This window comes from Rhodanobacter fulvus Jip2 (assembly GCF_000264315.1).
GTDB classification, from domain to species: domain Bacteria; phylum Pseudomonadota; class Gammaproteobacteria; order Xanthomonadales; family Rhodanobacteraceae; genus Rhodanobacter; species Rhodanobacter fulvus.
The window spans coordinates 48,904-64,240 of sequence record NZ_AJXU01000042.1 but is presented as its reverse complement, the minus strand read 5'-3'; the positions used below and the strand labels follow the sequence as shown (position 1 = coordinate 64,240).

At 66.3% G+C, this 15,337-nt stretch carries 11 protein-coding genes, 1 tRNA gene, 1 pseudogene and 1 riboswitch; of the genes and pseudogenes, 4 read left to right on the top strand and 9 right to left on the bottom strand.

Annotated features, from left to right (window positions below):
• Nucleotides 1-3 precede the first annotated feature (3 nt).
• Nucleotides 4-759 (top strand): enoyl-CoA hydratase/isomerase family protein, encoded by a 756-nt coding sequence (locus UU9_RS10620; protein ID WP_007081755.1) that lies wholly within the window; start codon nt 4-6, stop codon nt 757-759.
• A 113-nt stretch (nt 760-872) separates the two neighbouring features.
• Here the strand turns inward: UU9_RS10620 and UU9_RS10615 are convergent, their stop codons facing one another.
• From UU9_RS10615 to bamJ, 4 genes and pseudogenes are all read right to left on the bottom strand, one after another.
• Nucleotides 873-2,513 (bottom strand): GH35 family beta-galactosidase, encoded by a 1,641-nt coding sequence (locus tag UU9_RS10615; RefSeq protein ID WP_202799821.1) that lies wholly within the window; start codon nt 2,511-2,513, stop codon nt 873-875.
• A 285-nt stretch (nt 2,514-2,798) separates the two neighbouring features.
• A complete protein-coding gene (locus tag UU9_RS10610) occupies nt 2,799-3,647 on the bottom strand; it encodes a sulfurtransferase (protein ID WP_007081753.1) in 849 nt (282 codons plus the stop codon).
• Nucleotides 3,644-4,431, bottom strand: a pseudogene (locus tag UU9_RS10605) (NUDIX hydrolase). The gene UU9_RS10610 and the pseudogene UU9_RS10605 overlap by 4 nt, the downstream one beginning before the upstream one ends.
• A gap of 37 nt (nt 4,432-4,468) precedes the next feature.
• Nucleotides 4,469-5,170 (bottom strand): BamJ family beta-barrel-assembly machinery protein, encoded by a 702-nt coding sequence (gene bamJ / locus UU9_RS10595; RefSeq protein ID WP_007081752.1) that lies wholly within the window; start codon nt 5,168-5,170, stop codon nt 4,469-4,471.
• A gap of 349 nt (nt 5,171-5,519) precedes the next feature.
• Between bamJ and UU9_RS10590 the strand changes: the two genes are divergently transcribed.
• Nucleotides 5,520-6,302 carry an enoyl-CoA hydratase/isomerase family protein gene (locus UU9_RS10590; protein WP_007081751.1) on the top strand — a complete coding sequence of 261 codons (783 nt, stop codon included), beginning with the start codon at nt 5,520-5,522 and terminating at the stop codon, nt 6,300-6,302.
• Between the two features lie 103 nt (nt 6,303-6,405).
• On the opposite strand, the gene UU9_RS10585 is transcribed toward UU9_RS10590, so the two are convergent.
• From UU9_RS10585 to rnr, 3 genes are read right to left on the bottom strand one after another with little or no spacing between them, the layout of a single operon-like run.
• On the bottom strand, nt 6,406-6,678 hold the full coding sequence (locus UU9_RS10585) for a CBU_0592 family membrane protein (RefSeq protein ID WP_007081750.1): 273 nt from the start codon (nt 6,676-6,678) through the stop codon (nt 6,406-6,408).
• A complete protein-coding gene (gene rlmB, locus UU9_RS10580; RefSeq protein WP_007081749.1) occupies nt 6,675-7,421 on the bottom strand; it encodes a 23S rRNA (guanosine(2251)-2'-O)-methyltransferase RlmB in 747 nt (248 codons plus the stop codon). The genes UU9_RS10585 and rlmB overlap by 4 nt, the downstream gene beginning before the upstream one ends.
• Nucleotides 7,418-10,129: a ribonuclease R gene (gene rnr / locus UU9_RS10575; RefSeq protein ID WP_007081748.1), complete on the bottom strand. Its 2,712-nt coding sequence runs from the start codon at nt 10,127-10,129 to the stop codon at nt 7,418-7,420. Before rnr ends, rlmB begins: the two co-directional genes overlap by 4 nt.
• A gap of 137 nt (nt 10,130-10,266) precedes the next feature.
• Between rnr and UU9_RS10570 the strand changes: the two genes are divergently transcribed.
• Nucleotides 10,267-10,353, top strand: a tRNA-Leu gene (locus UU9_RS10570).
• 48 nt (nt 10,354-10,401) lie between these two features.
• Here the strand turns inward: UU9_RS10570 and UU9_RS10565 are convergent.
• A complete protein-coding gene (locus UU9_RS10565; RefSeq protein ID WP_007081747.1) occupies nt 10,402-10,860 on the bottom strand; it encodes a VOC family protein in 459 nt (152 codons plus the stop codon).
• Nucleotides 10,861-11,028: 168 nt separating this feature from the next.
• A riboswitch (glycine riboswitch) is annotated at nt 11,029-11,130 on the top strand.
• Between the two features lie 38 nt (nt 11,131-11,168).
• On the opposite strand from UU9_RS10565, the gene gcvP reads away from it, so the two are divergent.
• Nucleotides 11,169-14,120, top strand: coding sequence for an aminomethyl-transferring glycine dehydrogenase (gcvP, locus tag UU9_RS10560; RefSeq protein ID WP_007081746.1), 2,952 nt, complete (start codon nt 11,169-11,171; stop codon nt 14,118-14,120).
• A gap of 81 nt (nt 14,121-14,201) precedes the next feature.
• Here gcvP and UU9_RS10555 read toward each other — a convergent pair whose 3' ends face one another.
• Nucleotides 14,202-15,149 carry a GGDEF domain-containing protein gene (locus UU9_RS10555; RefSeq protein ID WP_007081745.1) on the bottom strand — a complete coding sequence of 316 codons (948 nt, stop codon included), beginning with the start codon at nt 15,147-15,149 and terminating at the stop codon, nt 14,202-14,204.
• Nucleotides 15,150-15,337: the final 188 nt, after the last annotated feature.

Sequence of the window (15,337 nt, the reverse complement as noted above, 5' to 3'; positions counted from 1 at the left end):
GCCATGTTCGACATTTTTCCGCATGAGCACGACATCACCGAGATCCGGCTGAACCGGCCGCCGGTGAACGCGCTGGACACGGCCTTGCTGGTGGCGCTGCGCGAAACGATCGAGCAGGCGCCGGCGAACGGCCAGCGCGGCCTGGTGCTGTCCGGCGCACAGGGATTGTTTTCCGCGGGCGTGGACATTCCCGCGCTGCTGGCGCTCGATCGCGAAGGCGTGCGCGCTTTCTGGAGCGAGTTCTTCTCGCTGTGCCATGCGATGGCGCGGTTGCCGATCCCCATCGTGGCCGCCATCACCGGCCACAGCCCCGCCGGCGGCGCGGTGCTGGCGTTGTTTTGCGATTACCGGGTGATGGCGCAGGGGCCCTACCGGATCGGCCTCAACGAGGTGCAGGTGGGGCTGATCGTGCCCGACAGCATCCAACATGCGCTGCGCCGCGTGGTGGGCACGTACCGCGCCGAAAGGCTGCTGGTCTCCGGCGCGATGATCGAATCGGATCAGGCGCTGGCCTGCGGTTTCGTGGATGAGCTGACCGTGGCCGAACAGGTCACGACCCGCGCATTGCATTGGCTGGGCGAGCTGCTGGCGCTGCCGTCGCAGGCGATGCTCGCCACCCGCGCGCTGGCCCGCGCGGACCTGATCGCCGCCGTCGATCCGGACACGCTGCCACTGGACGATTTTCTCGACGCGTACTACCAGCCCGAAGCACAGGCCACCTTGCAGCAGTTGGTGGCGCGGCTGAAGAACAAAGGCTGAGCAGGAAGCTTCTCCTGTGGGAGCGGCTTCAGTCGCGATGCTCTTGCTCTGAAATCCCAGGGCAAGAGCATCGCGACTGAAGTCGCTCCCACATGCCGCTGTCGCCACGCCTTTCAGTGATAGTGGTAGAGCGTCACGCGACGAATCGAGAATTCGTCGTCCGGCAGGCTCAGGTGGCGGCCCTGGTTGGTGTCGTCGCCATTCATTTCGCGGCCCGCTATCCAGCGTCCGTCGATGAATCGCCCTTCCCATATCGATTCGATGCCCACGGCGGATCGGCCCTTGCCGGAGGGCTCGAAGTAGACCGTGATGCCGGTGCCCGCAAACCAGAAATCGTTGGGCCCGACCTGGATGATCAGGCCGCCATGCGTTGCAGAAGCGTCGGCGTCGACCTTGGCGCCGATCGATGTGCTGCCCGGTTTGCGGAAGCTGGCGACGACTTTGTAATCGCCGAAAACAAAACTCTGCGGCTCCAGGTCGACGCTGCCATCGAAATGCGTGCGCGGCAGCATGCCGACCATTTTTCCGCTGCCCTGGTGGGCCAGGATCAGCGGCGTCAGCTGCTCGACCACGTCATACGCCTGGCCGACCGCCCTGGCGTCGTGGGGCGAGAGGAACTCCGGCGCGTAGGGCGAGTAACCCATGGCGTTCCATTGCGCATATGCGTGCAAGCCGTTGGCGCCCATTTGCGCACCGCTCACCCGCCCGGTTTCGGGGATGAAGAACGGCTCGCCGCGCAAGGCATATTTTTCTCCCCACTCGGTGAAATTCGGGAAATAGATATCCGGCGCCAGGAAGTCGACGGCCGGAGCCGCGGCGCGCCACACATCGAAAAGGTGCGGCAGCGGGCCGCCGCTGGGGTATTCACCGGGACGCTTGCCGGGCCGGATCAGCGCCGCATTGACGTACATGGGCAGCGGATACACCGCCTTGCCCGCCGCCGCGACTTCCCCCGTGTAGCGACCTTCCGTCCACGCCGTGAACAACTCGTCGGTGCGCTCGCCGGCGCCGAACGTGTCTTCCCAATCGGCACCGGTCTTGAACCCGTGCGCCCGCCACGCCGCCTCGAGCTCCGGCGCCAGGTTTTCCTTGTGCTTCGACAGGTAGTCGGTCAGCGCCTTCGGCACCGGCGCATGGAAAGCGGCATCGGCCAGCGGGCCGTGGTCGCGCGCTTCGGGAATCATGCCGACCTCGTTTTCCACCTGCACCATCACCACGGTGTGCCGCTGGCCGTCGGTTTGCTTCAGGTGCTTCATCAACGCCACGAACGCGGCGCTATCCGCCTGCAGGTTGGCCTGGTCCAGCGCCGACAGTATTTCCATCGGCGTACCGTCGGAGCGCCGGGCGCGTGGATAGCGACTGGCACCGCGCTTGACCCACGCAGGGACGTAGCTCGACATGCTGTTTTTCCAGCTGCCGAACCACAGCAGGACGAGGCGCATGTCGTGAGCGCGGGCGCCCTCGATGAGCCCGTCCACGGTGCTGAAATCGAACCGGCCTTGCTGCGGCTCGATCAGGTTCCAGTACACGGGCGCGATGACCGCATTGAAATGCATCGCTTCGAGCCTGGGCCACAGCGTGTCCAGGTACGGCAGGCTGGACGCCGAGGAATTCTCCAGTTCGCCGGCACGCATCAGGAACGGCTGGCCGCCCACGATCAACTGGATGGCGCCGTGGCGCTGCGCCAGATGCGGCATCGATGCGTCCGGAGGTGCTGCCGACAGCGCCACGCCAGGCAACAGCAGGATGATCACGACAGCCACATTGACCACGCACCAGCGGCGCGCCGGCCTGCTCGTGAGTTGTCGAACCACCCCTTTCCACATCACGAAAAGGAAGGTTCGGACAAGGGGAAATCCGCTTGTGGTCTGCATGAAGCCTCTGCTTTTTCAGTTTCCCGCTCTGGCCGCAAGGCAGCATCTGCACGGATGGAAACGACGCGTACACCCTGAAGGGAGCCGCGAAAAACCTCCGTCGCCCCAGCGAGTGACGGACGTCTGGAGGTCTTCGAGACTCCCTGACGCGCCACGTCGAAGAGCTTACCCTTTCGCCACCGGCCGCGAGGGATCGCTGATCCAGCCGCTCCACGATGGCGCGTACAAGCGCGAGCCGTGCAAACCGGCGCGTTCCATCGCCAGCAGGTTGTGGCACGCCGTGACGCCGGAGCCGCACATGTGCACCACGTCGGCGGGCCGGGTGTCGCCCAGCACCGCGGAGAACTCCGCGCGCAATTGCGCCGCCGGCTTGAAGCGGCCGTCGTCGGCAAGGTTGTCGGAGAACGGCCGGTTCAATGCACCGGGCACATGGCCGCCGACGCGGTCCAGCGGCTCCACGTCGCCGCGGTAGCGTGGCGCGGCGCGGGCATCCAGCAATTGCCGCGAACCCTCGCGCAGCGCCGCGTGGTCAATCAACACTTGGGTTTCGTCATAGCGCAGCGTCACTTCGGTGGCGGCGCGCCTCGCGGGCTCGCCCTCTTCCTCCGGCAAACCGGCCTTTTTCCAGGCCGCGAAACCGCCGTCGAGCACGGCCACGTCGCGCACCCCGGCCAGCCGCAACAACCACCACAGCCGCGCCGCCGTCAGCGCACCACTGCCCGCGTCATAACTCACTACCGGCATGCCGGCACGCCAGCCCCAGCGCGACAGGATGGCGCTGAAGGCCGCTTCCAGCGGCAACGGGTGGCGGCCCAGCCCTTCGCGCTGGCGCGAAAGGTCGGACAGGTCGCGGTCGAGGTTGGCGTAGACCGCGCCGGGGATGTGGCCCAGCCGGAATTCGCGCTCGCCCTTGCCGGGGTCGGCCAGGTCGAAGTTGCAATCGACGATCAGCACCTCGCCCGGCGCCATGGCCGACAGCGTGGCGGGATCAATGAGTGTGGTGAGCAAGGTCATGCGCGTCCCATCCTCTGCAGCAAGTTCAGAAGTATCGCCGCGGTGGCGCCCCAGATTCGGTGGCCGCCGTGCACGAATTCCACCATCGACCGCTGGTGTCCGCGAAATTCCATGGTGTAGCGGCGCAGGTTGGCCGGCTCCATGAAAAACGCCAGCGGCACTTCAAACACCTCGGCCACTTCGTCGGGCGCCGGGTACAGTTGCGCCTCGGTCGCGATCCGCGCCACCACCGGCGTGATGCAGAAGCCGCTGATGGTCTCGAAACGGTCGAGGAAACCCAGCGGCGTCACCAGCCGCCGCTCCAGCCCGATCTCCTCCTCGCTCTCGCGCAGCGCGGTGGTGATGGCGTCGCCATCATCCGCCTCGCTGCGTCCGCCGGGAAACGCCACCTGGCCAGCATGCGCGTGCAGGTGGTCGGTGCGTACGGTGAGCACCATGCGCGGCTGCACGCCCTCGCGCAGACCGATCAACACGGCGGCCGGCTGGCGGGGTGCATCACCCAGCAGTTCGGCCATGTCCGCGTGGTTCCAGGCCCGCTCGATCGGCGGCGCCGACAAGGGCCGCAGCGCGTCGGTCAGTTCGTCGATCATGGCTGCTCGGCCGGGGTACGCAACGGCAACACGTCGCGCATCAGCCGCCACCGTTCGGCATCGTCCAGCGCGCTCCAGCGGCCGATTTCCTCGCCCGTGCGGCGGCAACCGATGCAATACCCGCGCGCATCGAGGCGGCAGATCTGGATGCAGGGCGTCAGCGGTGCAGGGGGAGAGGGGCGATCGTTCGACATGCTCCGGCCATGGTACCGCGCCGGTGCCAGCGCGCGATCAGCTTTTGATGTCGAGCAACTCGATCTCGAACACCAACGCCTCGTTCGGTCCGATGCGCGGTAACTGGCCGTATTCGCCATAGGCAAGCTGGGACGGAATCACCACCTTCCAGCGGTCGCCCACGCGCATCCGCGGTATCACGTCCTGCCAGCCGCGAATGACCTTGTTCACAACAAAGCTCACCGGTGCACCGTGCGCCCAGGTGCTGTCGAATTCGGTGCCGTCCACCAGCATGCCGCGGTAATTCACCACCACCCGGCTGGTTACCGTGGGATGGACCTTGCCACTGCCCTTCTTCAGCACGGCGTACTGGATGCCCGAAGGCAGTTGCACCACACCGGGCTGCTTCCGGTTTTGCGCCAGGTAGGCGGCGCTTTTCTTCGCGTTCTCGCTCGCCATGTGCTTGAACGTGGCCACCGCATCGGCGTGCATCTGCTGGTCGAGCCATTGCAGTTGCTGGTGCATATCCTGCATCGACACGCTGGGGTCGCGCCTGGCGTAGGCATCCTGGATCGCACGCTGCATCGCGGCGATATCCAGCGGCGGCTTGCGGTCGGCAAACTGGCTGCCGATCTTGTAGCCGATGGCATACGACAGCTTGGCCTTGTCCAGCCCCGGCGGATGCGCGGCTGGCGTCTGTGCCTGCGCGGCGCCTGCCAGCAGCAACGCACCGAGCGACAGCCAGCGCCATCTGCGCATGGCTCGCTCCAACGCGGGAAAAGCCCGGCGCGATTGTCGATACGGTAGGTTCATGCCAAGCCGATTCTGCCAGTGTCATGCGTCCTGCGGGTTTCCTGCAGGGTGCGCGGTTTGCGGATGCATGGCTGAGAAACCGGGCCGGCACAAAGGTTCCCTCTGCCAGGGCAACGCTGGCCAGGTATCACCGCCGTCACCCACTCTCTCTGTTCGCAAACCACAGGGCCGAAGGTGTGCGGACAGAGAGGATGGGCCTCAACCGATTGAACTTGAAATGATGAGGTGATGACGGCGGTGATACCTGGTCAGCATTGCCCTACCATCGAAGGCCCGCAACCGGCCGGAGTCAGGCATGGCTTACCGCAATCTGGAGATCACGAACCGCGGCGCGGTGAACGTGATCACCGTCAATCGTCCCGACAAGCTCAACGCGCTGAACCGGGAGACGCTCAACGAGCTCGGCATGGCCTTCACGCAGGCGGCGTACGACGACGCGGTACGCGTGGTGGTGCTGGCGGGCGCCGGCGAGAAAGCCTTCGTGGCCGGCGCCGACATCGCGGAAATGCATGGCTACACGGCAACGCAGGCGCAGGCGTTTTCGCGCGTCGGCCAGCAATTGATGACGTCGATCGAGCGGCTGGGCAAACCGGTCATCGCGCGCGTGCAGGGTTTTGCGCTGGGCGGCGGCATGGAGCTGGCAATGGCCTGCCATTTCCGCGTTGCCAGCGAGAAGGCGAAATTCGGCCAGCCGGAGATCAACCTGGGCCTGATCCCCGGCTTCGGCGGCACCCAGCGATTGCTGCGGCTGGCCGGGCGCGGCGCCGCGCTGGAGCTGTGCCTCACCGGCACACCGATCACCGCGCAGCGCGCGTTCGAGCTGGGCATCGTCAACCGCGTGGTGGCGCCCGACGCATTGGATACCACCGTGGACGCCCTGGCCGACCAACTGGCCGTGGCCGCGCCGCTGGCCGCAGCCGGCATCATGGACGCCGTGCTCAGCGGCGGCGAAACCGCCCTCGACCAGGGGCTGGAATTCGAGACGCAGGCCTTCGCACTGGCGTTTTCCACCGAAGACATGCGCGAGGGAACCACCGCCTTCATGGAGAAACGCAAGGCGGTGTTCCGGGGCCGCTAGCCTGGGTGGTGGGAGCGGCTTCCGTGGGAGCGGCTTCAGCCGCGATGCTCTTGCGGTGAACCCGGAAGCAAAAGCATCGCGGCTGAAGCCGCTCCCACAGCGATCAGAGGACGTCGCGTTTTTCGCGGCGCAGGCGTGCGCCGCGCACGATGCCGTAGATGCTGATCAGCAGCCATGCCGCCTCCATCACGAAGGCGGAGGTGTTGAAGCTGCCGAATACCAGCGACAGCAGTACACCCAGCGCACCGAATGCGTTCAGCAGCTGATACGTCAGGCCGTTGCCGTGCAGGCGATGCGCCTGCAACAGCAAGAACGCCAGCAGCACCAGCACCACGCCGATGTAGCCGGACCAGTCATGCCAGTAGAGCGTCGTCATCGTTTGGACGTCCGTTGACGCAAGGCTTCGAACAGCGCCACGCCGGTGGCAACGGAAACGTTGAGGCTTTCCATCGTGCCGGGCATGGGGATTTTTGCCACGAAATCGCACAACTCGCGGGTGAGCCGGCGAATGCCCTCGCCCTCGCTGCCCAGCACGATGGCCACCGGACCGTTGAAGTCGACGCCATAGATCGAGGTGTCGGTGTCGCCGGCCAGGCCGGTGATCCACACGCCGGCATCCTTCAATTCGCGCAGCGTGCGGGCCAGGTTGGTGACGGCGATCAGCGGCACCCGGTCGGCGCCGCCGGCCGAGGCGCGGCGAACCACCGGGGTGAGTCCCACCGCGCGATCCTTGGGCACGATCACCGCGGTGACTTTCGCCGCCGCCGCGCTGCGCAGGCAGGCGCCCAGGTTGTGTGGATCGGTGACGCCGTCGAGCACCAGCACCAGCGTTTGTGCGCCATCGCGCTCCAGCAGGCCGGCCAGATCATTCTCATGCGCCGCCGGCGCGGCTTCGTAACGCGCGACCACGCCCTGGTGGCGCGCTTCGCCGGCCAGCTTGTCCAGCTCGTCGCGCGGACGATGCTGCACCGGGATCTTCAGTTTCTTCGCGCGGTCGGCCAGCTCCAGCACGCGTGCGTTGCGCTGGCCGTTTTCCACCAGCACCTCGCGCACGCGCTCGGCATCATTGCTCAGTGCACCTTCGACCGGATTGATGCCTGCGATCCAGCTTTCGCTCATTGCTCGCCCTTGGGTTTCTGTTTCGATCGACGCCGGCCGCTGTTGCCGGGCGCGGCTTTTTTCGATGCGCCGGCTGGCTTGGTTTTCGGAGCAACCACCGCCTTTTCACGCTTGCCCGCGGCCTCCCCGCCCTGCTTGCGCGGACGGCGGGCCGTGGCGTCGCCCGTCTTTTTCGTGGCGTGCGGACGCTGGCTGGTATCGGCCTGCTGGCGTGTTCGCCGCGCGGGCTCGGTGGTGACGGCGGGCGCTGCCGCCTCGGGCGGCGCCACGTCGTCCTTGCGACCGAAGGCGCGGCCGATTGCCTTCGCAGCGCGGCCGAACATGCCCGGCTTCTTGCCCGCAGCGGCTTTCGGCAGCGAGTAACGCTCACCACTGGCGGCATAGTCGTAGGCCTTGCCGCTGGCGACGGGCGCCGCCGTGGCGCGCGGTGCCACCAGCCGGAAGTCGATCTTGCGATCTTCCAGGCTGGCGCGCAGTACCTGGATGCGCACGTGGTCGCCCAGGCGGAACTGCGCGCCGGTGCGCTCGCCTTTCAGCAATTTGCGGGTGGCGTCGAAGTGGTAGTAGTCGTTGGCCAGTTGGCTGATATGCACCAGGCCGGACACCTTCGAGGCGTCCAGTTCCACGAACAGCCCGAACGAGGTGACGCCGGTGACCACGCCGTCGAATTCCTCGCCCACGTGCTTGGCCATCCAGGCGCACTTGAAGCGCTCGTCCACGTCGCGCTCGGCTTCCTCGGCACGGCGCTCGCGCTGCGAGCAATGGATCGCCATCGCCGCCATGTCGCTGGGGCTGTAGGTGTAGTCGGCGGGTTTGCGGCCGGTCAGCGCGTAACGGATGGCGCGATGCACCAGCAGATCCGGATAGCGGCGAATCGGCGAGGTGAAGTGCGCATACGCGGTGAGCGCCAGGCCGAAGTGGCCGCGGTTCTCGGGCTGGTAGGCGGCCATGCTTTGCGAGCGCAGCAATACGTTCTGGATCAGCTCGCGCTCGGGGCGGTCGTGCACCAGCGCCAGGATTTCCGAGAAATCCGCGGGGGTCACTTCGTCCACCGGCGGCATGCGCAACTTGAACTCGCGCAGGAACTGCTGCAGGTCCTCGTATTTCTCCGCCGGCGGCGGCTCGTGCGCGCGGAACAGCGCGGGGATTTTCTTCTTCTCCAGGAACAGCGCCGCCTGCACGTTGGCGGCGATCATGCATTCCTCGATCAGCTTGTGCGCGTCGTTGCGCTCGGTGGCGCCCATCGACTCCACGCTGCCGGTGTTGTCCAGGCGGAACTTCACTTCCGGCGTCTCGAAATCGATCGCACCGCGACGCTTGCGCTGCGCCGCCATCGCCTTGTACAGCGCGTGCAGGTTCTCCAGTTGCGGCAGCACGTCGGCCACTTCGTGGCGTGCATCCGCGTCTTTCAAACCCACCGCCTGCCACACCTTGTCGTAGGTGAGCCGCGCGTGCGACAGCATTACCGCGTCATAGAACTTCGCCTTGCTGACCGCGCCATCGGCGTCGACCACCATGTCGCACACCATGCACATCCGCTCGACTTTCGGCATCAGCGAGCAGATGCCGTTGGACAGCGTCTCCGGCAGCATCGGCACCACGAAGCCGGGGAAATAGGTGGACGTGCTGCGCTCATACGCCTCGCGATCCAGCGCGTTGCCGACCTGCACGTAGTGCGACACGTCGGCGATGGCCACGATCAACCGCCAGCCACCACCGCGCTTCGGTTCGGCGTACACCGCATCGTCGAAATCGCGGGCGTCGGCGCCGTCGATGGTGACCAGCGGCAGCTTGCGGATATCGGTGCGGCCTTCGCGCTCGGCGGCGCTCACCACCGATTCCACCTGGGCCGCATCGCGCAGCACGGCGGCGGGCCATTCATGCGGCAGGTCGTGGCTGGCGATCGCCATTTCCACCACCAGCGACGGCTGCAGGCGCTCGCCCAGCACGGCGCGGATCACGCCCATCGGGCCACGCTGGGCCGTGGGCGGGTCGGTAATTTCCGCCACCACGATCTGACCGGACTGTGCGCCCTGGTCCTCGCCCGGCTTGATCAGCACATCCAGATGCAGGCGGCGGTCGTCGGGTGTCACCAGGGTCACGCCGTTCTCGATCACCACGCGCCCTACCAGGCGCGGCGAGCGGCGCTCCAGCACTTCGGCGATGGCACCCTGGCGGCGGCCACGACGATCGATGCCGACCACGCTGGCCAGCACGCGGTCGCCATGCATCACCGCGCGCATCTGCTGCGGCGACAGGTAAAGATCTTCGCCGCCTTCGTCCGGACGCAGGAAGCCGTAGCCTTCGGCGTTGGCCAGCACGCGGCCGGCGATCAGGTCGAGTTTCTGCGTCGGCGCGTAGCCGCCGCGACGGCCCAGCAGCAACTGGCCGTCGCGCACCATGGCGGCGAGACGCTTGCGCAGCGCCTCAAGGTCGACTTCTTCAATGATCTGCAACGCCTCGGCGATACGCGCCTCGGTCAGCAATTCGCCGCGTTCTTCGAGCAGGGCGAGGATCGCCTCGCGGCTGGGAATGGGCCGGTCGTAACGACGGGCCTCGCGCTCGGCTTGCGGATCGCGCACGGCGCCGATGGCAGCCCGATTGCGCTTGTCCGCGGGAGCGGCGGCGCGCGGCGCGCGGCGGCCCGATTTCTTCGCGGGCGATGATTCCGGCGGCTTGCCGGAATGGGGTGGGGTTTTTCTGGTCACTCAGTGTCCTTGTGGTGTACGCGACGCGGAGAATGCCACGGCGCGATGGAAAGAGGGGTGGAAAAGTGTTGACAAGCTATCGGCAGGTGCCTACATTACGCGGCTCACGCAGCTGCTGCAGCGACGTGAGACCCACTGCCCAGGTGGCGGAATTGGTAGACGCACTAGCTTCAGGTGCTAGCGGGGGCAACTCCGTGGAGGTTCGAGTCCTCTTCTGGGCACCAATTGTAAACGAAGGCCGCCTGACAAGGCGGCCTTCGTCTTTTCCGGGTTTATGGAACGTCCGCCTTGCTCCCTCCCCTGCGCAGCAGCGGAGGAACCACGCCTGTCGCCGCCGGCCCTTTCAACTCGATCATGTTGCCCTGCGGGTCGTACAGATAGATCGACGGCCCCTCGCCACGCGCACCGTAGCGCGAACCCAACTCGCCGATGCGCACACCGTGCGACTCGAGATGGGCCAGGATCGCTGCCTCGTCATACGCCTCCACGCGCAGGCAGATGTGGTCCACGTTGTGGCCTTCGCGGCCGGGCGCCGCGCCACCATGACGCCCCAGCTTGCCGTCCACGCTGACCAGGTCGATCAGCGACGCGCCCGCACGCAACTGCACCAGCCCGATCTCGTCCTGCCGGCGCTCCTCATGGCAGCCCAGCACGTCGACGTAGAAGCGCTGCATGGCTTTGATGTCGATGGCGCGAAGCACCACATGGTCGATTTCGCCAATGCGGATCATCACCTTTTCCTTGCATGAACCCGTGCCCGAGGATAGCGCCGTCGCGTCACCGGCCCCTGTATAATCGCCGCGGTAAACGCATGGTGGGAGAAGCGGTCGTCCCTTGCGGGACGTGACTGCTGCCGAAGACGCAACGCCCGTAATCGCTCAGGCTCCCATACCACCGCGCGCAAACACTCTGGAGAGACCGGTTGAATCCGGCGCCGAAGGGGCACGAAGCGACCACACCGGCGCTTCCAAACTCTCAGGCAAAAGGACAGAGGGGCGCCTCGCGTGCGGCACGCACGCTTATCTTCGGATGCCCTGACATGAGCCACCCCACCCATGCCTCGTTGCGCGACCTGGAACACCACGGCGCGTTCATCGAACGTCACATCGGCCCGGACGATGCCGAAATCGCCCGCATGCTGCACACGATCGGCCACGACTCGCTGGAGTCGATGACCGACGCCATCGTGCCCGGCTCGATCAAGTCGACCGCACCGCTGGCGCTGCCCGACGCGATCACCGAAGAGGACGCGCTGGCCAGGATCCGCGCCATCGCCGACAGGAACCAGGTGCTGCGCAGCTTCATCGGTCAGGGCTACTACGGCACGTTCACGCCCAACGTCATCCTGCGCAACATCCTCGAGAACCCGGCCTGGTACACGGCGTACACGCCGTATCAGGCGGAGATTTCGCAGGGCCGCATGGAGGCATTGATCAACTTCCAGACCCTCTGCGCCGACCTCACCGGCATGGACATCGCCAACGCCTCGCTGCTGGACGAAGCCACCGCCGCGGCCGAGGCGATGACCCTGGCCAGGCGCTCGGCCAGGGCCAAGGGCAACGTCGTGGTGGTGTTCGGCGACGCCCACCCGCAGACCATCGAGGTGATGCGCACCCGCGCGGAGCCACTGGGCCTGGTGATCAAGCTGGCCGATTCGGCCGAGGCCTGGGACGCCGCGATCGCGGCAGACGACTACTTCGCCGCGCTGATCCAGTACCCGGCCAGCAGCGGTTGGCTGATGGACTGGAGCGAGGAGACCGCGAAGATCCATGCGAAGAATGCGCTGGCGATCTTCGCCACCGACCTGCTGGCACTGACCCTGCTCAAGACGCCGGGCGAGATGGGCGCCGACATCGTGATCGGCAATTCGCAGCGCTTCGGCGTGCCGTTCGGTTTCGGCGGCCCGCATGCGGCGTTCATGGCCTGTCGCGATGCCTACAAGCGCTCGATGCCCGGCCGATTGATCGGCGTGTCGGTGGACGCGCAGGGCAACACGGCCTACCGCCTTACCCTGCAGACGCGCGAGCAGCACATCCGCCGCGAAAAGGCCACCAGCAACATCTGCACGGCGCAGGTGCTGCTGGCCGTGATGGCCTCGATGTACGCGGTCTACCACGGCCCGGAAGGTCTGGTGCGCATCGCCTCCCGCGTGGCTCGGCTCACCGCGATCCTGAAGGCCGGTCTTGAGCAGCTCGGCTTCACCACGACCCACCACGACAGCGCATTCGACACGCTGAGCCTGAAGACCGGCGATCGTACCGACGCCATCGCGGCGCGCGCGGTGGCACTGGGCGCCAACCTGCGCACGGCGTGGGGCGAGTACCTGTGCATCTCGCTGGACGAAACCACCACGCGCGCCGACATCGAGCTGCTGTGGCGCATCTTCGGCGGTGACGACGCCAGCCTGCCCAGCATCGACGCGCTGGATGCCAGTGCGCCATCACTGATCCCCGAGACCTTGCAGCGCACCTCGCCGTTCCTCACCCACCCGGTGTTCAACAGCCACCACAGCGAACACGAGATGCTGCGCTACATGCGTGCGCTGGCCGACAAGGATCTGGCGATGGATCGCACCATGATCCCGCTGGGTTCGTGCACGATGAAGCTCAACGCCACCGCCGAGATGATCCCGATCACCTGGCCGGAATTCGCCAACATCCACCCGTTCGCGCCCGCCGCGCAAACGCAGGGCTATCAGGAACTCATCACCGGGCTGGAAGCGCAGCTGGCGGAGATCACCGGCTACGACGCAGTGAGCCTGCAGCCGAACTCCGGCGCCCAGGGCGAATACGCGGGCCTGCTGGCGATTCGCGCATATCACCAGTCGCGCGGCGAAGGCCATCGCGACATCTGCCTGATCCCCGAGTCCGCCCACGGTACCAACCCGGCTTCCGCCCACCTCTGCGGCATGAAGGTGGTGGTCACCAAGTGCGACGCGAACGGCAACGTGGACGTGGAAGACATCCGCGCGCAGGCCGGGAAGCATTCGGCCAACCTCGCCGCGATCATGCTGACCTACCCGTCCACCCACGGCGTGTTCGAGGAAGACGTGGTCGCCATCTGCGACGCTGTCCATCAGCACGGCGGACAGGTCTACACCGACGGCGCCAACATGAACGCGCTGGTCGGCGTGGCCAAGCCCGGCAAGTGGGGCTCGGACGTCAGCCACCTCAACCTGCACAAGACCTTCTGCATCCCGCACGGCGGCGGCGGCCCGGGCGTGGGCCCGTGCGCGGTGAAGTCGCACCTCGCCCCTTTCCTGCCCTCGACCAACCCCCTTCTCCCGCTTGCGGGAGAAGGTGCCCAAAGGGCGGATGAGGGCGCGCCCGAAGGGCGCGTAGGCATGGTCTCCGCCGCCAGCTTCGGCAGCGCCAGCATCCTGCCGATCAGCTGGATGTACATCACCCTGATGGGCCAGCAGGGCCTGCGCAAGGCCACGCAAGTGGCACTGCTCAACGCCAACTACGTCGCCAGGCGGCTGGAAGCGCACTACCCCACCCTGTACACCGGCCGCAACGGACTGGTGGCGCACGAATGCATCCTCGACCTGCGCCCGCTGAAAGATAGCACCGGCATCAGCGCCGAGGACGTGGCCAAGCGGCTGATCGATTTCGGCTTCCACGCACCCACGCTTAGCTTCCCGGTGTCAGGCACGCTGATGGTGGAGCCGACGGAAAGCGAATCGCAGGGCGAACTGGACCGCTTCATCGACGCGATGATCCAGATCCGCGACGAGATCCGCGCCATCGAAAACGGCCAGCTCGACCGCGAGGACAACCCGCTGAAAAACGCGCCGCACACCGCCACCGCGGTCACTGCCAGCGAATGGACGCACGCCTACCCGCGCGAACTGGCCGCCTTCCCGCTGGCCAGCCTGAAGCTGCAGAAATACTGGCCGCCGGTGGCCCGCGTCGACAACGTCTACGGCGACAAGAACATCATGTGCGCCTGCATTCCGGTGGATGCGTACAAGGATGACGTCGAGGCGTAAACCGCCGTTGCATCATCGGAAACGGCAAAGGCCCCGCACGCGGGGCTTTTGCCTGTTTTTGCCAGGCGCCCGCGTCGCCCGTTACGGTTCGTCGGCCATCGCGATGCGGTTGCGGCCCTGCAACTTGGCCTGGTACAGCGCGCGATCCACCGCGCCGATCAGCGACAACGGCTCGTCGGCCATGTCGGGGATCATCGCGCCCACACCCAGGCTGACCGTCAGCACCGGGGCCGCGCTGGATTTCTCGTGCGGCATCTGCGTCTGCTCGATCAATTCGCGGCAGCGCTCGGCCATGCTTCGCGCCGACTGCGCGTCGGTCTCGGGCAGCACCAGCACAAACTCCTCGCCGCCGTAGCGGGCCAGGAAATCGCGCGGCCGGGTGGCCATGGAATCCAGCAAGGCGCCCACGCGCTTGAGGCAGTTGTCGCCCTGAATGTGGCCGTAGTGGTCGTTGTACTGCTTGAAATAATCGATATCGAGCATCACCAGCGACAACGGCTGCCGGCTGCGCTGCGCGCAGTTCCATTCGTTCTTCAGCACCTTGTCGAAACAGCGCCGGTTGCCCACGCCGGTGAGGCCGTCCTTGAACGAAAGCCGCTCCAGTTCGCGCTGCATGTTGAGCAGCTTCTCCTCGGTGCGCTTGCGCTCGCTGATGTCGAACATGAAACCGACCAGGGCCTCGACCTCGCCATCGGCATTGCGCACCACGTGCACCACGTCACGGATCCACACGTACTCGCCGCTCTTGCTCAGCGCGCGGTAGTCCGCCTCGTGGTCGACGCCGTCCTTCGACTGCGCCACGCAGAAATCCACCACCCAGGCGCGGTCTTCCGGGTGCATGCGGTCGATCCAGTCCTGCACGCTGGCCCAGCTTTCCGGCGTCCAGCCGAGCAGGCTTTCGATCTGCGGCCCGATGTAGGCAAACGCCATCGTGGCCCAGTCGATCTTCCAGGGAATCGCCTTGGTGGATTCCAGCAACGTCCTGTAGACGTCACCGTCAAGCTCGGTCCTTGCTTCGATGTCCACCATCGTTCTCCATCCGATCCAGAGCCGGCATGCCGACGGGTTTGTGATTTTGCGGGGGCCGCGAATCAGGCGATGAGACGCAGCGTTGCATGCCATCTACCCGCTTAAGGCGACGCTGATCAAGTATCGCCGCCGTCATGATGACTGGAAGGCCCGCAGGTGGTGTTGCGCGGCGCCGGCAAGACTGGCCG